General features: G+C 66.0%; 26 protein-coding genes. 12 read left to right on the top strand and 14 right to left on the bottom strand.

The genetic code is table 11. The features are described 5' to 3' along the window. Window positions 1-25: 25 nt before the first annotated feature. On the bottom strand, window positions 26-205 hold the full coding sequence (locus C479_RS12165) for a hypothetical protein (protein ID WP_049907281.1): 180 nt from the start codon (window positions 203-205) through the stop codon (window positions 26-28). 93 nt (window positions 206-298) lie between these two features. Then, a complete protein-coding gene (locus tag C479_RS12160) occupies window positions 299-1,750 on the bottom strand; it encodes a PAS domain-containing sensor histidine kinase (protein WP_007702965.1) in 1,452 nt (483 codons plus the stop codon). 117 nt (window positions 1,751-1,867) lie between these two features. Here C479_RS12160 and C479_RS12155 point away from each other — a divergent pair, with 117 nt between their 5' ends. Further along, on the top strand, window positions 1,868-2,860 hold the full coding sequence (locus C479_RS12155) for a WD40/YVTN/BNR-like repeat-containing protein (protein WP_007702963.1): 993 nt from the start codon (window positions 1,868-1,870) through the stop codon (window positions 2,858-2,860). 58 nt (window positions 2,861-2,918) lie between these two features. Here C479_RS12155 and C479_RS12150 read toward each other — a convergent pair whose 3' ends face one another. Continuing rightward, window positions 2,919-3,563 carry an HAD family hydrolase gene (locus tag C479_RS12150; protein ID WP_049907289.1) on the bottom strand — a complete coding sequence of 215 codons (645 nt, stop codon included), beginning with the start codon at window positions 3,561-3,563 and terminating at the stop codon, window positions 2,919-2,921. A gap of 132 nt (window positions 3,564-3,695) precedes the next feature. Between C479_RS12150 and C479_RS12145 the strand changes: the two genes are divergently transcribed. The 6 genes from C479_RS12145 to rdgB all read left to right on the top strand — a co-directional run bounded on the left by C479_RS12145 (window position 3,696) and on the right by rdgB (window position 8,114). Then, window positions 3,696-4,493 (top strand): helix-turn-helix transcriptional regulator, encoded by a 798-nt coding sequence (locus tag C479_RS12145; protein WP_007702957.1) that lies wholly within the window; start codon window positions 3,696-3,698, stop codon window positions 4,491-4,493. Window positions 4,494-4,836: 343 nt separating this feature from the next. Further along, complete coding sequence (locus C479_RS12140) at window positions 4,837-5,166, top strand: 30S ribosomal protein S24e (protein ID WP_007702955.1); 330 nt, start codon at window positions 4,837-4,839, stop codon at window positions 5,164-5,166. Between the two features lies 1 nt (window position 5,167). Beyond that, complete coding sequence (locus C479_RS12135; protein ID WP_007702953.1) at window positions 5,168-5,302, top strand: 30S ribosomal protein S27ae; 135 nt, start codon at window positions 5,168-5,170, stop codon at window positions 5,300-5,302. A 6-nt stretch (window positions 5,303-5,308) separates the two neighbouring features. Then, the gene (locus C479_RS12130; RefSeq protein ID WP_007702950.1) at window positions 5,309-7,006 is read left to right on the top strand and encodes a bifunctional N(6)-L-threonylcarbamoyladenine synthase/serine/threonine protein kinase; all 1,698 of its coding nucleotides are present in this window, start codon (window positions 5,309-5,311) and stop codon (window positions 7,004-7,006) included. Between the two features lie 173 nt (window positions 7,007-7,179). Next, a complete protein-coding gene (locus C479_RS12125; protein ID WP_007702947.1) occupies window positions 7,180-7,449 on the top strand; it encodes a DUF5808 domain-containing protein in 270 nt (89 codons plus the stop codon). 104 nt (window positions 7,450-7,553) lie between these two features. Then, window positions 7,554-8,114, top strand: a complete 561-nt coding sequence (rdgB, locus tag C479_RS12120; protein WP_007702944.1) for an RdgB/HAM1 family non-canonical purine NTP pyrophosphatase — start codon at window positions 7,554-7,556, stop codon at window positions 8,112-8,114. Window positions 8,115-8,126: 12 nt separating this feature from the next. Here rdgB and C479_RS12115 read toward each other — a convergent pair whose 3' ends face one another. The 6 genes from C479_RS12115 to C479_RS12095 all read right to left on the bottom strand — a co-directional run bounded on the left by C479_RS12115 (window position 8,127) and on the right by C479_RS12095 (window position 12,357). Then, window positions 8,127-8,600 (bottom strand): DUF7384 family protein, encoded by a 474-nt coding sequence (locus C479_RS12115; RefSeq protein WP_007702940.1) that lies wholly within the window; start codon window positions 8,598-8,600, stop codon window positions 8,127-8,129. Next, window positions 8,593-8,730, bottom strand: coding sequence for a hypothetical protein (locus C479_RS16300; RefSeq protein ID WP_161607176.1), 138 nt, complete (start codon window positions 8,728-8,730; stop codon window positions 8,593-8,595). Before C479_RS16300 ends, C479_RS12115 begins: the two co-directional genes overlap by 8 nt. A 128-nt stretch (window positions 8,731-8,858) precedes the next feature. Next, window positions 8,859-9,974, bottom strand: a complete 1,116-nt coding sequence (locus tag C479_RS12110; RefSeq protein ID WP_007702938.1) for an N-acetylmuramoyl-L-alanine amidase — start codon at window positions 9,972-9,974, stop codon at window positions 8,859-8,861. 183 nt (window positions 9,975-10,157) lie between these two features. Continuing rightward, window positions 10,158-11,027 (bottom strand): dihydrodipicolinate synthase family protein, encoded by an 870-nt coding sequence (locus C479_RS12105; RefSeq protein WP_007702935.1) that lies wholly within the window; start codon window positions 11,025-11,027, stop codon window positions 10,158-10,160. Window positions 11,028-11,226: 199 nt separating this feature from the next. Beyond that, complete coding sequence (locus C479_RS12100) at window positions 11,227-11,535, bottom strand: DUF7344 domain-containing protein (RefSeq protein ID WP_007702932.1); 309 nt, start codon at window positions 11,533-11,535, stop codon at window positions 11,227-11,229. Window positions 11,536-11,676: 141 nt separating this feature from the next. Further along, a complete protein-coding gene (locus C479_RS12095) occupies window positions 11,677-12,357 on the bottom strand; it encodes a helix-turn-helix domain-containing protein (RefSeq protein WP_007702930.1) in 681 nt (226 codons plus the stop codon). A gap of 220 nt (window positions 12,358-12,577) precedes the next feature. Here C479_RS12095 and C479_RS12090 point away from each other — a divergent pair, with 220 nt between their 5' ends. Then, complete coding sequence (locus C479_RS12090) at window positions 12,578-12,772, top strand: hypothetical protein (protein ID WP_049907288.1); 195 nt, start codon at window positions 12,578-12,580, stop codon at window positions 12,770-12,772. Window positions 12,773-12,952: 180 nt separating this feature from the next. Here C479_RS12090 and C479_RS12085 read toward each other — a convergent pair whose 3' ends face one another. After that, entirely contained in the window at window positions 12,953-13,609 is a 657-nt protein-coding gene (locus C479_RS12085) for a lactate utilization protein (protein ID WP_007702925.1), read from the bottom strand. Window positions 13,610-13,959: 350 nt separating this feature from the next. On the opposite strand from C479_RS12085, the gene C479_RS12080 reads away from it, so the two are divergent. After that, window positions 13,960-15,201, top strand: coding sequence for an outer membrane protein assembly factor BamB family protein (locus tag C479_RS12080; protein ID WP_007702922.1), 1,242 nt, complete (start codon window positions 13,960-13,962; stop codon window positions 15,199-15,201). Window positions 15,202-15,229: 28 nt separating this feature from the next. Here the strand turns inward: C479_RS12080 and C479_RS16295 are convergent, their stop codons facing one another. Further along, on the bottom strand, window positions 15,230-15,406 hold the full coding sequence (locus C479_RS16295; protein WP_161607175.1) for a hypothetical protein: 177 nt from the start codon (window positions 15,404-15,406) through the stop codon (window positions 15,230-15,232). A gap of 320 nt (window positions 15,407-15,726) precedes the next feature. On the opposite strand from C479_RS16295, the gene C479_RS12075 reads away from it, so the two are divergent. From C479_RS12075 to C479_RS12065, 3 genes are all read left to right on the top strand, one after another. Next, complete coding sequence (locus C479_RS12075) at window positions 15,727-16,404, top strand: TIGR00266 family protein (RefSeq protein WP_007702918.1); 678 nt, start codon at window positions 15,727-15,729, stop codon at window positions 16,402-16,404. 97 nt (window positions 16,405-16,501) lie between these two features. After that, entirely contained in the window at window positions 16,502-16,792 is a 291-nt protein-coding gene (locus tag C479_RS12070) for a transcriptional regulator (RefSeq protein WP_049907280.1), read from the top strand. A 138-nt stretch (window positions 16,793-16,930) separates the two neighbouring features. Further along, window positions 16,931-17,305, top strand: coding sequence for a DUF7344 domain-containing protein (locus tag C479_RS12065; RefSeq protein WP_049907287.1), 375 nt, complete (start codon window positions 16,931-16,933; stop codon window positions 17,303-17,305). Between the two features lie 43 nt (window positions 17,306-17,348). On the opposite strand, the gene C479_RS12060 is transcribed toward C479_RS12065, so the two are convergent. The 3 genes from C479_RS12060 to pabB are packed head-to-tail and all read right to left on the bottom strand — an operon-like array spanning window position 17,349 to window position 20,640. Continuing rightward, window positions 17,349-18,329 (bottom strand): aminotransferase class IV, encoded by a 981-nt coding sequence (locus tag C479_RS12060; RefSeq protein WP_007702901.1) that lies wholly within the window; start codon window positions 18,327-18,329, stop codon window positions 17,349-17,351. Then, complete coding sequence (locus C479_RS12055) at window positions 18,326-19,060, bottom strand: anthranilate synthase component II (RefSeq protein WP_007702898.1); 735 nt, start codon at window positions 19,058-19,060, stop codon at window positions 18,326-18,328. The genes C479_RS12060 and C479_RS12055 overlap by 4 nt, the downstream gene beginning before the upstream one ends. Beyond that, complete coding sequence (gene pabB, locus C479_RS12050) at window positions 19,057-20,640, bottom strand: aminodeoxychorismate synthase, component I (protein WP_007702894.1); 1,584 nt, start codon at window positions 20,638-20,640, stop codon at window positions 19,057-19,059. The genes C479_RS12055 and pabB overlap by 4 nt, the downstream gene beginning before the upstream one ends. Window positions 20,641-20,979 lie beyond the last annotated feature (339 nt).

Below are 20,979 nucleotides of genomic sequence, written 5' to 3'. Positions count from 1 at the left end.
GGAGACGACAGCGCACACATCCCCGTCACTCGATACCGTTTTGCCGCACCTTCGCCAGGAAGACCATGGCGATCGCCATTCCAACAGTTCCGGGGACTGCACCCGCTAGCGTCTTCTCGAAGACACCCCATTGCAGGAGAAACATGATCGTCGCCCCACCGACCACAGGGACCCAGAACGGGGGGAGTCGACTCGTTCCGACCATGTGTTTTTTAGATCAACTGCGTTTGTGAATCGTTCGGTTTAGCTGGAGGCCACGGCGTCCACGAGCGAGTTGTGATGAGACTGACCGACCAATTCACGCCGTCGCCAACTGTCCGAGTCCGTCGGCCGCCTGTGACTCGTCGTCACCGTAGGTGATCGTCACCTCGGTCCCACCGGATCGGGGTTGGGCGAACGAGATGTCGCCACCGGTGTTGGAGACGATCCAGTTGACGAGCCAGAGGCCGAGACCGGACCCGTGTTCGAGCGGTGTCTCCTCCCCGTCGATGATCGCGCGCCGATCGGCCTCGGGGATGCCTTGCCCGTCGTCGACGACCGTAAACTCGAGTCGGCTCGTCCCACCCGTCTCGACGGTCTCGACTGCCACCTCGACGGTCGGGTCCGGGCACGGTGCGTGTTCGACTGCGTTGTCGACCAGTTCGTTCAGCGCCTCGACGATCCGGGCGTCGACCGCCTGCAGCCCGGACTCCTCGACGTGAGAGTGAATCGAGGCGGACGGATACGTCGCCGTCGCCCGATCGACGACGGTTCGGACGGCCTCGGACGGATCGATCTGCTGGACTTCGGTGGGCCCTTCGAGCGTCTGTTCGAGGCCGCGAGCCTTGTCCGCGGTCGCGAGCAGATCGGTGATCTCGTTTCGGATGGGCTCGACGTGGTCCTGGGCCAGCTCCGGCGCTTTCTCGGCGAGGAGATTGGCGTGGCCCTGAATCACCGTGAACGTGTTTCGCAGGTTGTGTCGCAGGACGCGATTCAGGACCTGAATGCGTTGTTCGCGCTGGCGTTGCGTCGAGACGTCACGGACGACGATGACGTGGCCGTTCTCGACCGCGGAGGAGGTGACCTCTTTGGGAAACGTCGTGCCGTCGGCTCGCCGACCGGTCAACCGACCGCGCCAGTAGCGCTGTTCGGTCAGTTTCGGAATGACGTCGCGCTCGATCGTCGCGAGCGACTCGCTGGTGTAGAGACGAAACCACGACTCGCCTTCGAGAAGATCTGGACTGGGAAAGTCGTAGAGTTCGGCGTAGGCGTCGTTGACGTAGACGTGTTCACCGTCTTCGATGACCGCGATCCCGTCCATCGAGCTGTCCATCGCGCGCGAGAGGCGTGTCGCCTCCCGATTTTTCGCCGACAGCGAGGCGTAGATGTGTCCGATAACGGCACCGACGGCGCCACCGATGGTGAAGCCGAGGAGTCCGATCTGGAGATAATCGACAGACCGACCGAGGCGCAACTCGACCAGGACGACCGCCCAGCCGGCGAACAGCGCACCGAAGACGGCAAAGAGCAGCGTCCCGGCAGCGACGAGTTCCGTGCGCCGCGGTGACGGTGACTCGTCGAACGTCCGGAAGCCGTCCCACAGCAGCGCGATCCCGACCAGAACGAGCAAAAACACGTCCAGGAGTACGAGCGACAGTGCGCCCTCGTGGAAGACCGCGTACGCGGCGGCGATGGCCAGAAATCCCCCACCGACGAACGTCACCAGGTGGTGACGGAGGGCACTGACGACTGGCTCCAGGGCGGAGAGCATGCAGGGGTCTATCCGAGAATATCACCACTATGGTATAATTGATGTGGCCAAATAGTAACGGAGTCAACCGATCGATACCGGCCCAAGAACCATCTGTATCGGCGACGAACGGGCGATATGGACGTCGTTCACCTCGCACTGCCAGACACACTACTCACGGTAGCCGGGACGGGAGCCGATGCGTCGCGTCGGCCTCGTTCCCCGGACGCCGGACGACTGGAGTGCGTCGCCAGTCCACCGACCGACCCCACCACCGTGTTCCTCGGAACGTTCGAGGACGGTGCAGTTCGGCTCACGGACGACACCATCGAGGCACTCGACGTCGGAGCCGGCGATGCAGTCATGGCCCTGGCGATCTCGCCGCACGATCCGGCCGTCGTGTACGCGGGAACGGAACCGAGTCGACTCTATCGTTCCCAGGACGGCGGCGAGACGTGGACTCACCTCGCCGGACTCGCCGACGTCCCGTCGGAACCGGAGTGGTTCTTCCCGCCGCGGCCCGACACTCATCACGTTCGCTGGATCGAGATCGACCCGTTCGACCCGGATCGACTCTACGTAGGCATCGAAGCTGGCGCGTTCCTCCTGAGTACGGACGGCGGCGAGGGCTGGCAGGAGCGACCACCGGGCGCGCGACGTGACAATCACAGTCTGGCGACGCACCCGGACCGAAAGGGACTCGTCTACGCCGCTGCGGGCGACGGGTTCGCCCGGTCGACGGACGGCGGTGAAACCTGGGAGCACCCCCAGGTCGGGCTCGATCACCGATACTGCTGGTCGGTCGTCGCCGATCCCGGCGACCCCGAGTCGGTGCTCGTCTCGGCCGCCTCGGGTGCCTCGCAGGCTCACCGCCAGGGAACGGCCGAATCGTACGTGTACCGACTGCGGAGCGAGGACGCCTGGGAACGCCTCGAAGAGACTGGCCTCCCGACGGGCGACGGCGTCGTCAGAACCGTCTTCGCGACGACGGACGACCCGGGCGTCGTCTACGGGGCGAACAACACCGGCCTCTACCGGTCGAGCGACTTCGGCGACAGCTGGCGACCAGTCCCGATCGAGTGGGACGACGCGTTCGAGACGCAGACGCCCCGTGGGATCGTCGTCCGCTGAGCGACCCGTCGAGTGTCGATTGACCGACGTTCGATTTCGATGCCCGAACGTCGGTCCGTCACTCGAGCAAGGACGGGAGCCGGCGCAACGACGGGAGGTGGTAGGTAGCGGACGGATCGACCGGATCGTCGCCTCGCGCCACGATTGCCGAGTCGATCCCCGCGTTCTCGGCCGTCCGGACATCGACGGACCGGTCGCCGACGTACAGCGCTGTCTCCGCGTCGAGGGCGGCCATCGCTTCGATAATGTTCGCCGCGTTCGGCTTCCGCCGCTCGAACCCGTCGGGCGTAAGGGGACACCCGAAGACGACCTCGACGGCGGAGTCCAGTCCGAGTCGGTCGAGAAGCATCGCGATCACGGCCGGGTGGTTGTCGCTCACGATGCCGGACGGAACGGCGATCGATCGAAGGATCGAAACGTCCTCGTACACCGAACGAACGCCCCGTTCCAGCTCTCGACGCTGCGCGCGGACTACCTCCCGGGCGACCTGCGCGCAGAAGGCATCGGTGTCGACGTCGAGTCGGCGACAGCAGCCGGCGATCACACCGAATTCCCCCGTCAGGAACGCCCGAAGCGTCTCCGGACGCGGTCGGGAGCCGCCGAACGTCGAGACGGTTCGGCGGAGCGCGTCGTACAGTGCTTCGGACGTCGGTCGTTCGACGATCACGCCGTCGAAGTCGAACAGTACGGCGTCGTAGGACATGGTACCGACGTGGTACTCGTCTCCGACTCGTAACGTCACCTGACGGTGCTCGACCACGGGATGAGACGCTCCCACGGCGTGACCGTGTCGAATACCGCAATCACAAAGACGGGGGTGTCCACAGTGGCCCCTATGGACGAACCGTCGACGGAAGCGCTCGCGAGCGTCGAGTTCCTCGCCGCCTCACCGGTCCGGCTGCTGGTCCTTCGGGCCCTGGATGACGGTCCGGCCGAGCCGGGCCAGCTCGAAGACCGCCTCGAAGTCCCTCGTTCCACGCTCCGTCGGAACCTCTCGGAACTGGTCGACAGAGGGTACGTCTCCCATCGCCCGACGCGGAACGCGTACGGGCTGACGGCCGTCGGGGAAGTCGTCCGCGACGCGTTCGAGTCGGTCGTCTCGACAGTCGAGTCCGCAGAGACCGTCACCCCGTTCCTCCGGCGGTTCCCGGTCGAGATTCCGGTGCCGACCGAAGCGCTGCTACCGTGCGAAGTGACGACGGCGGCCGCGGACGCACCGTTCGATCCGATCTCGGTCGTCGTCGACCGGATCGTCTCCGCAGGCGCCGCTCGCGGCTTCTTGCCAGCGATCAACCCGACGTATCTGGACGCACTGGAGACGCTCGCCGGCGGGGACGCCGCGGTGACCGTGATCGCACCGCCGGCCGCCTACGAAGCCCTCGCCGACGGATTCAGCGACGCGTTCGACGTTGTCGCTGCGGCATCGAACGTTCGGCTCTACGAGTCGGAGGACGTGCCCGAGTTTGCCACCGGGTTCGGTGACGAGACGGCCCTCCTGGGCGCGTTCGACGAGCACGTACGCACGCACTCGGTGCTTCGGGCGAGCGCAACGTCACCGGTCTACGAGTGGGCGAGTGACCAGTACGAACGCGTCGAGGCGACCGCGACGCCGCTCGCGCCTGAGACGTTGTGAGGAAAGTCCGAACGGCGTTAGTGCCCTGAAGTCGGCGAGTCGCCGAGAAGCCCACGGTGACGAGGAGGGGCGCCGGCGAGCCATCGACGCATTCGATCCGCGCCAATTGGACGACCGACGCGGCCACGCGCACCGAAGCGACGATACTGAAGCCACGCACTGGGCCCGTCGACGGTCCGTGACCGCACATACTGGTCAGTTCCCACCCGTGACGCCGACCGGCGACCGGCCGGGCGAACCGTCCGACCGCTGCGGGTACACGCTGTCCTCGCGGCGATCACGAGACCCCGTTCGAAATCCTTTTAGCGCCGACCGGGGGATAGTAGGGTAACTGAGTGATATCATGGACGTCGACATCATCGAAGAAGACGAGAACCCCATGTTGCATCGGACGGACGTTACGTTCGAACTGACCCACGACGACGCCACGCCGTCTCGGCTCCAGGTCCGCGACAGTCTCGCCGCCAAGCTGAACAAGGACGCGAACGAGGTCGTGGTGCGCACCCTCGATACCAAGTTCGGCATGCGAAAGACCGTCGGCGCCGCGAAGGTCTACGAGACCGCGGACGCCGCGACCGAGGTCGAGCAGGACCACATGCTCGAACGAAACAAGATCGGCGTCGACGCCGACGAGGCGGCAGAGGACACCGAAGCCGAAGCGGAGGAAGCCTGAGATGAGCCGACACAAACTCTACGCCGACGACGGCACGGTCGAGCGCGAAGAGTGTCCTCGCTGCGGCGACTCATTCCTCGCAGACCACGGTGACCGCCAGCACTGCGGCAAGTGTGGCTACACCGAGTGGGAGTAAGTACGAATGCGGATCCTCGGGATCGAGGGGACGGCCTGGGCGGCCAGCGCCGCCGTCTACGATGCCGAGACTGATTCAACCTTTATCGAGAGTGACGCCTACGAACCCGAGAGCGGCGGGATTCACCCCAGAGAGGCCGCCGAACACATGCACACGGCCATCCCGCAGGTCGTCGAGGCGGCGCTTTCACACGCCCGTGAGTTACAGGCCGAAAACGACGAGTCAGCGGTAGACGATCGGGCCGGAAGTGGCGCTGACCCGCCGATCGACGCCGTCGCGTTCTCCCGGGGTCCCGGCCTCGGGCCGTGTCTGCGCATCGTCGCGACGGCCGCACGAGCGCTCGCCGGCACGCTGGACGTGCCCCTCGTCGGCGTCAACCACATGGTCGCCCACCTGGAGATCGGCCGCCACACCGCCGACTTCGCGGATCCGGTCTGTCTGAACGCCAGCGGGGCCAACGCCCACCTGCTCGCCTATCGGAACGGGCGCTACCGCGTCCTCGGCGAGACGATGGACACCGGCGTCGGCAACGCGATCGACAAGTTCACCCGCCACGTGGGCTGGTCACACCCCGGCGGGCCGAAGGTCGAGGCCGCGGCGGCGGACGGCGAGTACGTCGATCTGCCCTACGTCGTGAAGGGCATGGACTTCTCCTTTTCCGGGATCATGTCGGCCGCGAAGGCCGCCGTCGACGACGGTACCCCCGTCGAAGACGCCTGTGCCGGCCTCCAGGAGACCATCTTCGCCATGTTGACCGAAGTGGCGGAGCGCGCGCTGTCGCTGACTGGCCGCGACGAGCTCGTCCTCGGCGGCGGGGTCGGACAGAACGACCGCCTCAGAGCAATGCTCGACACGATGTGTGAGGCGCGCGGCGCGACGTTTCACGCCCCTGAACCGCGATTCCTCCGGGACAACGCGGGCATGATCGCCGTCCTGGGCGCCAAAATGTACGCCGCCGGCGAGACGGTCGCGATCGAGGAATCGGCGGTCGATCCCGACTTCCGTCCGGACCAGGTCGACGTGGTCTGGCGTGGCGACGAGACGGCCGAAGCGAACCGACTCGGGGCGGACGAGGACGATCGGACGACCGTCGACGGCGCCGAAGCCGTCGTCACGGTCAATCGCGAGGCGGGCCGGGTCACGAAACGGCGGGTTCCGAAGCCATACCGGCATCCGACACTGGACGAGCGACTCCGGCGCGAGCGGACGGCGATCGAGGCGCGGCTCACGAGCCTCGCCCGGCAGGTGGGCGTGCCGACGCCGGTGATCTACGACGTCGATCCCTACGAATCGACGATCACGTTCGCACACGTCGGCGACCGGGATTTGCGCGACGCACTCACCACCGAACGCGTACGGGCCGTCGGACGATCCCTGGCGACCATCCACGACGCCGGGTTCGTCCACGGTGATCCGACCGTCCGGAACGTTCGCGTCGCGACCGGTTCGGACGCACGCCGGACCGGACCGGAGGCGGCCGCGGACCGACCATACCTCATCGACTTCGGCCTGGGCTATCACACCGACCACGTCGAGGATTACGCGATGGATCTGCACGTCTTCGACCAGAGCCTCGTCGGGACCGCGCCGAACCCCGCGCCGCTCCGGGAGGCGGCGATCGACGCCTATCGCGAGGTCGGCGACGCGCGGGTCCTCGATCGACTCGCCGACGTGGAAGGGCGCGGTCGGTACGTCGGCGAGTGAGCGTGCCAGGCTGGCATCCGCCGATCGGCCGCCGTCAGCCTCCACGGGCGGATCAGTGCAAGCGACGGGAAGCGACGGCGCTATCGGGTTGAATCGCCGGGTCTGCAGCATCGGTTTCACAGCGTGCGGACGCTCACGCAATACTCTTGGGCCTTCGCGTCGTATCCGTCGGTATGGCAGACAAACCAACGTCCGGAGAGATCCTGGGAGTGCCGTACAACTTCGAGCGCCCGAGCATCGGCCGAATGCTCTCGTCGTACTGGCAACCCGGCAAGAGCATGCTGGTCGAGAAACCGTTCGGCGTCGGCTACACGCTCAATCTCGCGAACTGGCGCTCGTGGGTTATCGTCGGCATCGCCGGCCTCCTGCTCTGGAACGAGAGTACCAAAGGCAGCGACGAGGCCGAAGAGAGCGAACCGGTCGAAGTACTCGTCGACGAGTAATCGACCGCTCGGGCGACCGATGGTGACCCGACGCGAGTGATTGGTCCCCAACGCGAGTGATCGATACCGACGCGACTATTTCCGTTCGGCGCAGGCACTCGACCATGAGCCTGCGATTCGTCACCGGTAACGAGGGAAAGGTCCGCGAGGCGCGGGCGTACTTCGACGGGATCGGCGACGTCGAACAGGTCGCCTACGATTACGCAGAGATCCAGGCCAGCGACCTCGAGACGATCGCGAGCCGGGGTGCCGTCGAGGCCTACCGAGAACTCGACGGGACGGAGCCGCTCTTCGTCGAGGATTCCGGCCTCGCGATCGAGGCGCTCGGCGGGTTCCCGGGGCCGTATTCGGCGTACGTCGAAGACACCCTCGGCATCGAACGGGTCTGGAACCTCGCCGCCGACGAGGCGAATCGACGTGCCCGGTTCGAATCCGTGATCGCCTACGTCGACGGCGATCCCGCCGATCCAGACGTCGAGACGTTCACCGGGACGGTCGCGGGCACCATCGTCGCCCCGCGCGGCGAGGGCGGCTTCGGGTACGATCCGATCTTCGCGTACAACGGGACCACGATGGCCGAGATGGAGCCGGCGGAGAAAAACGCCATCTCGCATCGCGGGCGCGCGTTTGCCACGTTTGCCGAGTGGCTCGCCGACGACGACTGAGTCGATACCCGTTCACGCTCGCGGGTCGCGATCAGGTCCGGGATACGTGCCGCCTTCGACGTGTTCGTAGAGACTCTCGGGATCGAAGAGCGTCGCGAAGGCGTCCGGCGGCCGGATGCTCACGTCGACGCGGGGCTTGATCGTGAGTCCGGCGGTCGCCGAAGTGAGCCGCTCGTCGTCGGAGAGGAGATGAGCGGCCTCGCCGGCGTACGCCGACGCCAGCGCCGGATGGTCATCGGCCGGATGCTCGACGCTGACGCGCTCGGCGGCGAGTCGCTCGCGGTGATCGGCCGCGAGTTCGGCGTCGGCAATGGCCGCGACGAGCGCCTCCGTCGCAGCGAGCAGGTGGTCGCTCGCGACGAGTTCGACCCAGGAGTGGCGCCGAACGCAGTCGAGCGCCTCGCGTGCATCGCCGCCGACGAGCAGGTCGGCCGCGAGGACGTCCGCATCCGCGACGACGCGGGCCGGATTCGGTCGATCAGCCATCGGTTTCCTCCGTGCCGTCGACCGCCGATGCGGACGCATCGGATCGCTGTCGGTCGAGCGTCTCCCGAATCGTCTCGCGATCGGCGGCTACCGCCGCAGCTCGTTCGAACAGGTCGGCCCAGGTCGTCATCGGGCGGACTTCGGTCCGCGACGAAAAAAGCGTGTGCGTCCGGATTGTGGGGTGCCAGTCGGGGCCCAGATGGTCGCGCCGCCAGGATTGGTAGTGGTCGTGCCGCGAGGGTTGTGGTGGCCGGTCACTCACTCGTTCGAAGCGAGGTAGTTTCCGGAACACCAGGCCCAGATGCCGTAGTCGGGGACGTGTAGCCCCCACCAACGGATGCCGTCGGCATCGGTGGGTCCGTTGACGACCGTCGCGGTGGTCCCCTGTGGAAGCGTCTCGACGACGTCGTACCCGAGGCCGGGGCCGTCGCGTGCGTTAAGCGAGGAGGCCGTGGTGACGACCGCCTCGTCCATGAAGAACGCGACTTCGGCGAGGTAGTTCTCGGAACACCAGACCCAGGCGTCCTGCTTCGAAAAGTGCAGGCCCCACCAGGTGATGCCATCGGCCGTCTCTGGACCGTTCATGATTCGGCCGACCGACCCAGTTGGAAGGGTTTCGACGACGTCGTGGTCGAGCCCCGGCCCCGACCGGCCGTTCAGATCCGTCGTCGTCATCGCACCGTCTTCCATCTCGAAGGGACCGTCGCCCCCGCCTCCGCCGCCACCGCCGTCGCCGTTGCGAACGTAGTCCATGAACGTGTCGGGATCCCAGTCGGGGCCCGGACAGGACTTCGACGGCAGATCGTTGCAGTAAGCGTCCTGCGGTGCGTGCCGGTGACCGATGATGCCACCCGCCTGATTACAGCGGGCGCTGCCGTGCTCGTAGTACTCGAGCGGGATGTCGTACTGATCCGCCAGTTCACGGACGACGGCCGCCGACGCCTGGTAACACTCCTCCGTAAAGTACCCGCCGTAGTCCGAGTGCCACTCGTGTTCGATTCCGATCGAGGAGGAGTTCGTCCCGCTCGCGTGCCACGCCATATCCTCGTGGTGGACCATCTGTGTGACGTGCCCCGGATCGTAGGCGGTGTGCTCGTAGTTGCTGATTACGTAGTGCGCCGAGACGTTCGCGCTCGGATCGCGAAACCAGTCGATGGCACTCGTGTACGAGCCGACCGTGCAGTGGACGACGATCCAGTCGATCTCCGCCGTGCCTCGATTCGCCGCCGAGTAGTTGCTCGAATCCGCAGCGAGAAACCGATCCGCTGCGTTCGTCTGTCGATGCGACGCGCCCGCGGTCATCGAGCCGGCGCCGAACGCGCCGCCGATGCCCGCCGAGAGCCCGCTCGTCTTGAGGAAGGTTCGTCGATTCATCGCATCAAGGGCGATTTCCAACGGAAGTAATAAAGTACTAGCTCCGTTCACCACAACGAATGGTAAGTCTATGACCGAATGCTTTCGACGATGATCACAGGGCATCGATACGCCCCCGGGACAGTCACAGGGCGGCACACCTCTGCGGACTGTTATCGGTCGTCGATACGATCTCGCGGGCTGTCACAGAGCGTCGATACGCTCCAGTTCTGTCTCGATGGCCACTCGGCCGTCCGCATCGAGCGGGCGGAGCGGGCGACGCGGCGCGCCCGCAGGCCGATCGCGGAGTTCGAGCGCGGCCTTCACGCCCGCCACGCCGAACTCACTCACGGCGAGTTCGTTGAGTCCGGCGATCGTCGCCTGGATCGATCGGGCAGTGTCGCCGTCACCGCGCGCGTGGGCGGCCGCCAGATCCGCGACCAGTTCGGGAACGAGATTCGCGACCCCCAGAATACCGCCGTCGGCGCCCACGTCGAGCGCCGAGGCGTAGACGCCGCCGCTGCCCACGAGCACCGCGAAGTCCGCATCGGCGGTCAGCCCAACGGTGCGCTGGAGCCGGTCGACGTTTCCCGAGGAGTCCTTGATCCCAGCGATCGTCTCGTGAGTGGCCAGTCCGGCGACCGTCTCGGGAGCGAGCACGCAATCGGTGAATTTGGGCACGCTGTAGAGGTAGATCGGGATCGGACTCTCGTCGGCGAGGTCGCGATAGTAGGTCTCGAGTGCCGCCTGGCCCTGGCCGTAGTACGACGGCGTGACGACCAGTGCGGCGTCGGCTCCCGCGTCGGCCGCCGCCTCCGTCGTCGCGAGGGTGGGTTCGAACCCCTCGCGACCCGTCCCGGCGACGACGGGCCCCTCGGCCGCGTCAGCGACGGTCTCGACGACCGCCCGGCGCTCGTCGGACGTGAGTAACGGCGCTTCGCCGGTCGAGCCACACGGGACGAGAAAGTCGACGCCGTCGGCTTCCAGCCAGGCGACGAGCGATATGAGCCGGTCGTGATCGACGACACCGTCGGCGGTGAACGGCGTGACGATAGGAACGCCAGTACCCTGCATGGTGGCAACTGAACGGCGACCGAGAAAAGCTTCGGGCTCGAGGCGATTGGCGGGAGGCGCAGTCCGATCGTGCGTTCTCGTCCGTGCGCGTTTGGTCCGCTCGCCGTGACCGGCTGCGACGGCGCAACGGGGCCCCTCAGTTAGTACGACTGGTTCCGGTTTGGTCTGTGGGATCGGCCCGGTTCGATCTGAGGGATCGCTACTCTCTAAGCAAATCGGCAGGGGGTTCGGACACGATTCCGTCTCCCTGTTGGACGAAGGGAGCGATCTCGTCCCACGCAGGGCCTTCACTGACCGTCTCATCCTCCCGGTTCCAGCAGATGTAGTCCATCGCCTCGAGCTTCGGCAGATGCGCATGGTGAAGCATCACCCGCACGGAAGCGGTCCGGCCCTCGCCACAGTCCGAATCGGCGGCGACACTGCGCGTTGCGTCCGCGACGGAGAGTGGGCCCTCCTCTTGTATCGCGGCCAGCACCCGCCGCCGGCGGCCGTTTTGTAGTGCCTCCATAACCTGATCGACAGAAGTCCCGTTTCCCATAGTGTCGAGTGTATAGCCACACAATTACGGACGGTGCATGGCACACGAGGCTGTTAACCCATCCCCATCCGCTCGGTGGGCTTCTCACACGAGAGCCACGAAGAACGGCCGTCAGCTAACCCGCTGGAACGTTTCGGACTCGTCGGCTTCCATCGCGATGAGTGAGTTCATCACGAGGGTCTCGATTCCGCGACGCAGTCGTTCGGTAACGGCCTGATCGGAGATGCCCACCGCGTCGCCCAGATCCTGTGTGGACACCTGCCGTGGAATCGAGTAGTAGCCATCTTCGACCGCCCGAATCAACGTCTCTCGCTGGGCGGTCGTCAGTCCGTACCACATGCCGGTCCCCGGGCGAACGGGGTTGTAGATGCGACCGACTTCGAGGGAGATGCTGGCGTCCGAACAGTACTCCTGGAAGTCGCTAAGGCGTTCGTGAGTCTGGAAGCGAATTTCGAACTCCCAGGTGCTCGTGGTGCCGGTCGCACTGAGAACCTGGCCACCGATCTCGGCGATTCCAAGAAAGAAGTCGTCCGTGGTGACGTCCCAGTCGAGTGAATACAGCCGTTCGTTCCGGTGCTGGCTCACCTCGACGATCCGATCGACGGACGGGTGGTCACTGACGTTCCGTTCGAAGGACTCGCGGGCCTCGTCGCTGACAGAGAAGAACGGGACTGCCTTCTCCCCCAGCGGCACCATGGTTTCGAGTTCGATAGTCGTCCCGGGATCCAGCGTGAGGATACGTCCCAGTTCGAACGCGTCGGCAGGTATCCGGAGATGAGCGATGACGGCCATTCCCTTCGTTGTGTCTGGGTCCGATCCGTGTAAAAATGACCTGCTTGGTATACCAACCTCCAAGAAATAGCATGGTGTGCCATGGGAAGGACCAGCCCTTTACGGGCGGCACACCTGAAACAAATTGGACCGAACGCCCTGCGCGGAGATCGGCCTCGTCGAAGGCGACGAGGTCGTGACTAGCGTCACTCTTCGAGTCGTGGTCAGACGGCCCGCATCCATGACACGAAATCCACTCACGGACGTCTCGATTACGAGCCCCGGAGAGTTCGAGACCGTTCTCGCCGCAGCCGTCGAAACGGCGATCGAAGCGAACGTCGACGTGCGCGGTGCGTGGGAGTTCGAAACCTGCGGTTCGACCCACAACTGGGAGATCGAGATCGTCGAACTGGCGAAGGAGTTCGACGACGAGTGAATCGCCCGCGCTCGTGGCACTGTCTCCCCGTCCACAGCGACCATCTATCCGCCCACGAGCGGTGTGACTGCACCGTTACGACGAATGCGGCTCTGATACTGCGTACGACCTGACGGAGAAAACTGGCCGGCCGACAGAATACTGGCTCGCCAATAGCGTCCAGGCGAGCGGAACCGACTCTCAGTAGCCGAACTGATCGCGGACGAGGACGACGGTGGTTCGGCCCTCCTCTAATTCCTGGCGGAAGATGAGCTGCTTGGCGATGGCCGAGTCGACGCCGTAGGCTTCGTTGGCTCGTTCGTTCTCCAGCGGGTAGGCGACGGATTCGAGCCGGTCGAGCGCGTCAGAGAGCGTCGGCACGATCTTGTTCACGCCGCTGACGATGACGACCCTGCCGGCGGCGAAGGGGTACGCGCCGATACGGCTCCCCGATCGATCTGCCGCGACGAGTTCGCCGGTCCGGGCGATGGCGTTGACGCTGCCGAGGAAGTAGTCGGCCGTCTGAGACTCGCGCCGGGCCGCCTGGCGCTCCTCGTCGTCGTCGATGCTCCAGACCTGGTCCGGGATGCTCTCCCACTCGTGGTCACCCTCACTCAGATACTCGACGAACCCGATCTCTTCGAGCGTCGTCGAGTGGCCGTTCATCACGGACGCCCCGGCGGGAATCTGTGACTGAACCGCTGTGAGCGCCTCGTCGGCTGAGTCGACGACCACGACCTCGAAGCCGTGGTCCTCGAGATTCGAGACGGCCTCGTCGATGGCGTCCGCGGCGGGAAGTTCGTCGAGCGATTCGTCGATATCGGTCTGGGAGACGTAATCGGATTTTTGCTGTGACATGGTGCGTGGTTCGACGGTCACAGATAGTGTGAGATCACCCAAAAGTACTCGCGGACACCGATGTCGGGAGGTGATACCGATGTTACTCCCGGTGGTGAAAGGGATGCTTCACTCGGGCGACCGTCCCGCCGACCGGACACGAGTACGGCCCACCCTGCCGGCGTGCAGCCCAATTCAGGGCCGCTGGTCGTGTTCAGAGCCAACAGTGTCGGCGTGTCGACGAGCACGCGTGCGACAGGAGAATCGAGCAGGACAGACAGCGACCAAATACGGTGTCACGTCTCTCGCAGATTCTGCAGGCCAGGTAGCCGAACAAAAGGAATTTTATGCGCTATTTACAATTTCGGACGATGCCCTCCCGTCGACGGCTCTTGACGACACTGGGGACGACCGGCACCGTCATCCTCGCAGGCTGTAACGAGGCTGCCGAATCTGATCATCCGTCCGAGACCGACGAATCAGTGTATTCGCCCGGCACCGACGCCGATACCGGGTGGCCGATGCCCGCCTACGATCGTGGATTCTCAGCGTGCAACCCCGACGCCGCGGCGCCGCGCGACGACGTGACCGAACGCTGGTCGGTCCGAATCGATGCATCCCTGCCTCGTCGCCCCGTAGTGGCGGCGGGGAAGGTGCTCGTGGCAACCGCCTCGGGACTGGTGGCGACCGACGTCGAAAGTGGCGACGAGCAGTGGCGGTACGATCGCACTGGCGATGGGCCGGTGACGATGACTGCGCCGGTCGTCCACGACGGAATGGCGTACTTCGGGTTCAACGAGCCGCGCGGACTGATCGCCGTGGACGTCGAATCCGGAGACCGGCAGTGGCACGCCCCGACCACTGGCTTCGTCGACGCTGCGCCCACGTTCGCCCTGTCCAACGAACGACTCTATGCGGGCGACGACACCGGACGTATCTACCAGATCGATCCAGCGAACGGGGAGATTACGGCTCGGACCGAGGTGTTCGGCTCCGTGACGGAAATCGTCTACAGTGACACGACGGTTCTGGTCGGGACGTCGGGTGGAGAGGTGTATTCGTTCTACCGCAACGGTGCGGAGATCACGGGGAACTGGCGTCGGCGGGTCGACGGGGCGGTCACGGCGCTCACCGCCGCGGACAACGAGATCTACGTGTCGACGTGGAGCGGCAGTGTCTATCGGCTCGCAGACGACAATAGCGCCGGGTCGAGCCGCTGGGAGACCGACCGTAGCGCTGTCGGCGGACTCGCAGTCGCCTCCGATGACGTCGTCGGATTCGACACGAACAGCATCCGGACGTTCGATCCCAGCACCGGCGACGTCGGGTGGGATCGAGAGGCGTCGTTCACCGCCGCGCCCGCCGTCGCCGGCGACACGATCTACGTCGGTGGTGCCACGGCAGGCGACGACGGGACGGGCTTCGTCGCGGCCTATCCGCTCCGCGGCGGGGGAAATCGAGGGCCGCTTCGCCCGGGGAACGAACGGTGGCGGTTCGATGTCGACGGCGTTCCCGGGGTGGGAATCGCCGTCGCCGACGGGGCCGTCTTCGCGTGTGCTGGCGGGCTGAGCAGCGAGGATGGACCGCAAGTGTACGCGCTGGAGCCAGTCTGAGGTCGCGGGCGACCCATCGCCTTTCGCCTTACTCCGACAGGTTGTCGGGTTCGAGTTGGTATACGAGGCTTAGCAGGAGGTATCCGCCCGCGGCCAGAGTGGTCACCGTTGCCGTCTCCTCTGGCGTTTCGAGCCCGGTAACGTACACCAGCGCGAGAACGGCGGTGCAACGGCGGATCGTCCGGCGAATCGCTTGTGTGGACATGCGATGTATCGTTTCAATTTGTCCAAATACCACTACATAAAAGTGTTAGTAACTGATTCTATTTCGGCGCCGCCGTCGGTGGCACACCCGCCCTCGGCGAGTTGGCAATAACCGGCTCCAAAACCCGACGGGAGACACCATCGAGTGGGTCGGTCATCCGACGACACCCGGTCGCCGCGGTGACCCGCCGCAGAGTCGCGGGCGACGGCGCCGATTGAGCGACGCAACGGGGACAGCCCGAAATGGAGGGTTGTCAACATAACGAATAGATTGATAGGCCGATACGCGTAATCCACCTGCTGGAGGAACAATACGTCTCTATGGAAACGACATTCACCCACCAACCGTCGTTCACCCACCTCGTCGTCGAACTCGCAGCTGGCGAAACGATCCTCGCTGAACCCGGCGCGATGGTCGGGCACTCCCCGAACGTCGAGATTTCGACGACCAGCAGCCGCGATGGGTTGCTCAGCTCCGCCAAATCGATGCTCGGCGGGGAGTCACTGGTCGTCAACGAGTTCACTGCGGAAGGTGGTCCCGGCGAGGTGCGTCTAGCACCGCCAACACCGGGCGACGTCAAGGAACACGAATTGCAGGACGAGACGCTGTACACTACTGACGGCGCGTTTCTGGCGTCGTCACCAGATATCGACATCGACTCGGAATTCGGCGGGCTCAAGTCGATGCTCGGCGGAGCGAGTCTCACCCCGCTGGCTCTCAAGGGAACCGGCACCGCCTACATCGATGCCTATGGCGGGCTCGAACGCCTCGATCTGGACCCTGGCGAGTCCTACACGCTGGACAACGAGCACCTGATCGCCTGGGACGACAGCGTCGAGTTCGAGACGCGGCGCGTCGGCGGGCTGAAATCGACGCTGCTGAGCGGGGAAGGGCTCGTCTTCGACTTTACCGGCCCGGGGAGCGTCTGGTACCAGACCCGAGACGTCGATAGTTTCGTCGGCATACTCGCACCCAGAATCCAGACCAGCGACAGTTGATCGGCCGACCGACGCCGGCAGCTACCTGGTCGCGATGGAATCAGTGGTGCCCGTTACCGGAGAAACGGATAAGCCCGTTCACGTCAACTGGGTTCGTATGGTCGAGACCACTGCGACGACGCGTCGCCGACTGGCCGATCGACTGCGCGACGAACCCGGCACGCCCGCGGAACTCGGTCGCGAGTTCTCCCTCTCACCGTCGACCGTTCTCACACACGTCGAACACCTCGCGCACAGTCTCGAACACGACGACGAGGCGTTGCTCGTCGCCCCACCCGAGTGTCGCGAGTGCGGCTTCGACGGTTTCGACGACCTCCTCAATCGCCCGTCTCGCTGTCCCTCGTGCAAACACGAGGGGATCCGGGAGCCGACTGTCACCATCGAGTGACCGATCAGCGGGGTGACGACGGATTCGTATCCGATACGCCTTTCAGTGTCCGCGGAGTCCACACTGACGAACCCCCGACACCGGCGGCTTTCGATGGATTCGACGCCGAGTGACGACGCTGTCGGGGTCCGACGATCCATGACGACCTCTGCACCCGACACGGCCGACCTGACGCTCTCCGTCCTCGACGCTCTCCCAGCGGACGCGCCGGCAGCCCCGCTGACGAACGCGCTCGACATCCTCACGAACGAACGGCGGCGACACGTCCTCCGGGTCGTCGGCGAGCAGGGCGAGACGATGACGCTCCCCGACGTCGCCGACGAGGTCGCCGTTCGAGAGTGTGGCCGCCCACTCCCCGAGATTCAACCCGAGACCGTCACCGAAACCTACATCTCGATCTACCACGACCACCTCCCGCGACTCGTCGACGCCAACCTCCTCGCGTACGATCAGGAACGCGATCTCGTCCACCCCAGATTCGCTACCGACGCGGTCGAATCCTCCACGAACTAACGCACTCCTCCCGAACGAACGCACGCCAACCGCAGTCGCTCACTCAGTAACAACGCTCGTCGACGTGCTCGTCGAACGCCCGCTGCAGTCGCGCGGTCAGCGGCCAGCGCCCGGGTTCCTCGACTGCGTCGGTCCAGCCAGCGGGCGGCGACCCAGCCGCATCGTCGAGCGCCGATCGCTCGTTACGGCCCCCTCGCTCCTGACCGACCCCTCCCCCGTCGAACCGACACACGGGCCTGAGCTCCCACGTCGAGTTCGTCAGAAACACCTCGTCGGCCGTCGCGACGGCTTGCGGGTCGACCGTGCGAGTGGCCGTCGGGATCTCCAGCTCGGCAGCCAGGTCGAGCACGACGCGGCGGGTGATCCCCGGGAGGACGGGACCGTCGGTCGACGGCGTCACGAGTTCGCCGTCGGCGACGAGAAAGACGTTGCTCGTCGCGCCCTCGGTCACGCGCCCCCGGCCATCGAGCATGAGCGCCTCGTCGGCGTCGGTGCCGCGCAGTTCCAGCCGAGCGAGGATCCCGTTCGCGTAGTTGTGGGTCTTCGCCGCCGAGGGGAGGGCGTCGTCGGGAATCCGGCGAGTCTCGACGGTTCGGACGGCCGCCGGTTCGTCCCAGACCGGCTGTCCGTCGACGCCGCCCCGCGGGAGCGGTTTCACCCAGATGACGACGGTCGGGTCGACCGGCCGCTGGGGCGTCACCGTGCCGGGTTGGACGCCGCGCGTGATCGAGAGCCGAACGTACGCGTCGGCTAGTTCGTTCGCGGCGAGCGTCTCGTCGATACGCGCTCGCAGACCGTCGCGATCGAATCCGTGCGCTATCCCGAGCGTCTCGCAGGTCCGAGCTAACCGATCGGCGTGGGCGTCCCACTCGAAGATCGAGCCGCCGTAGGCCCGTACCGTCTCGAAGGCCGCGTCGCCGTAGCGAAAGCCGCGGTCGTCGACGCTGACCGTCGCCTCGTCGGCGGGCACGAGCTCGCCGTCGACGTGGTACAACAGCGAGTTCGCTACGTCGGAATCAGTCACGAGTCTGCCCTCCGGCGCTCGCGTGCGGCCAGCTCACAGAAGTTCTCGACGAGTCGCCTGCCGATGGCGAGCGAGATCCCGGTCGTCCGCTCCGGCTCGGTGGCGGTGTCGCCGGGTTCGCCCGTCGACGATTCGTCGCGGCGGGCGCTAGACGATCCCTCGATCGTGCGGGTCAAGATACTCTCGGGGTGGAACTGGACGCCGACGTGCGGACGCTGTCGGTGGCGAACGGCCATCACGACCTCGCGGTCGTCGACAGTCTGGGCGGTCTCGACGAGCGAGTCCGGAATCTCGGTTCGCGGGACGGCGAGCGAGTGGTAGCGGCCGACCTGCACCCGTTCGGGGAGCCCCGCGAAGATGCCCTCGCCGTCGTGCGTGACGACGGACGGTTTGCCGTGGACGACGTCGGGGGCCTGGCCGACGTCGGCCCCGTGGGCCGCACACAGTGCCTGGTGGCCCAGGCAGACGCCCAGAATCGGGTATCCGGTCTCCGCGAACAGCGGGATCGAAATTCCCGCATCGGCGGGCGTTCCGGGTCCGGGCGAGATCACGATCCCGTCCGGGTCGAGCCGACGCACGTCGTCGACGTCGAGTACGTCGTTCCGGCGGACGAGCACCGACCCCGCCACGCGACCGACGTACTGAACCAGGTTGTAGACGAACGAGTCGTAGTTGTCGATCAAGAGGATGGTCGGCCCCTCGCTCGACCCACCGCCATCGTCGTCGGTCACGCCCGATCACCACCGTCGGATGCTGCATCGTCGATGTCGGCACAGGTCGCACCCGTCTCGACGGCGAGCGCGGCACGGTCCCCCAGGGCGTCGTCGAGCGCTGTTACGAGCGCGCGGGCCTTGTCGAGCGTCTCGTCGTACTCGTGTTCGGGGACCGAGTCGTGAACGATACCGGCACCGACGCGGAGGTGGTAGGTCTCGGCCTGGCGGACGAGCGTCCGGATGACGATGTTACACGTCGCCCGGCCGTCGAAACCGAAGATGCCCATGCTCCCGGTGTAGGGGCCGCGACGTGTGGCCTCGAACTCGTCGATGAGTGCCATCGTCCGGGGTTTCGGCGCACCGGTGATCGTCCCACCGGGGAACGTCGCGGCGATGGCGTCGGCGAGCGTCGCGTCCTCGCGGAGGCGGCCGCGAACGTCGGAGACGAGGTGCATTACTTCGGCGTAGCGGTCGATCCGGCGGTACTCGGCGACCTCGACCGAGCCGTATTCACAGACCGCGCCGAGATCGTTGCGCTCGAGATCGACCAGCATGGCGTGCTCGGCGCGTTCCTTCTCGTCGTCGCCGAGTTCGGCAGCCAGCGCCTCGTCTTCGGCTTCGGTTTCGCCGCGTGGCCGCGTACCGGCGATCGGCTCGGTCCGGACGAGCTCGCCGTCGCGTTCGAGCAGGAGTTCCGGACTCGCACTGACGAGGTCGGCCGACCGGTACTCCAGCAAGCCGGAGTACGGCGCCGGATTCACCCGGCGAACCGCATCGTAGGCGGCGACGGGGTGAACGGCGGCGGGTGCCGCCAGTCGCTGAGAGATGTTCGTCTGAAACGTCTCTCCCGCCCGAATGGCCTGTTTGACCCCCCGGACACGATCGGCGAACGACGCGCGGCCACACTCGCTCTCGAACGTCGCGTCGGTCACGTCCACCGGTGGTGGTCCGGTCGACGGCTCACCCTCGAGTATCGCGGTCGCGAGTTCGAGCGCTCGGTCGCGGCCGCGTTCGAAGAGCGACGCCGGGGAAACGGCCGCTTCGACGCCGTCACCACCTTCGCGGTCGAGGCGGGGACAGGCCGAAATCCGCAACATCGTCGGGCCGTCGACGGGGCCCTCCCACGCGGCGAGGCGGTCGAAGACGGCGAGTTCGAGACGGGGGAGACCGCGATCGTCGACCGCCGATTCGGGCACCGTCTCGAGTTCGCGAGCGACGTCGTAGGAGAGCCAGCCGATCGCCCCGCACGGATACGGAACGCGCGGGTCGGTCTCGGAGGGCGGACGTGCGAGCGACTGGCCCGCGAGCATCCCCTCGAGGGCGGCGAGCGTCGGCGACGGCGCCGCCGACTCGATCGACTCGGCCCGTTCGGAGACGGTCAGGCGCTCGACGGGATCGACGCCGAAGTAGCCCCAGCCGGGCTGTCCGCCGGTCGTCTCGAGAAAGGCACCGCCGGGCCCCCGACGGGCCCGGCGATAGGCGTCGAACGGATCGTCGACGGTGAGCCGCACCTCGACGGGAATTCGCGACCCTGGCGGGGCACGCTCGGCGGCCGCCCGGACATCGTCGAGGGTCGTCACAACGCGCGGCTCGGTCATACGCCGACAGACACAGACGAGGGTCAATCCTCTTACGGTAGCGGTTGGCGTGGACGGATACGACAGTGGCGCCGAATCACCCCAGCCCCCTCCACAATATCGGCAGGTGACGTGGTCAGCTGGGTGAACGATTCGACTCCAGTGGTTGGAGCGGAGAAAAAGTGGCGAGAGCGTGCGGGGAATGGGCCTCGATCGAACAGGGATGTCTCGATCGGACAGGTTAGCGATCGTTCGCTCGATCGATCCACTCCTCGATGCGCGAGGCGGCGATGTCGGTCTCCGCGGCCAGTTCCTCGGCGTCACTCTCTGCGAGCGCCAGCGTCGAATCGACGCCGGCGG

This window comes from Halovivax asiaticus JCM 14624, assembly GCF_000337515.1.
Lineage (GTDB): Archaea > Halobacteriota > Halobacteria > Halobacteriales > Natrialbaceae > Halovivax > Halovivax asiaticus.
This window is presented reverse-complemented; position numbering and strand designations above follow the sequence as displayed.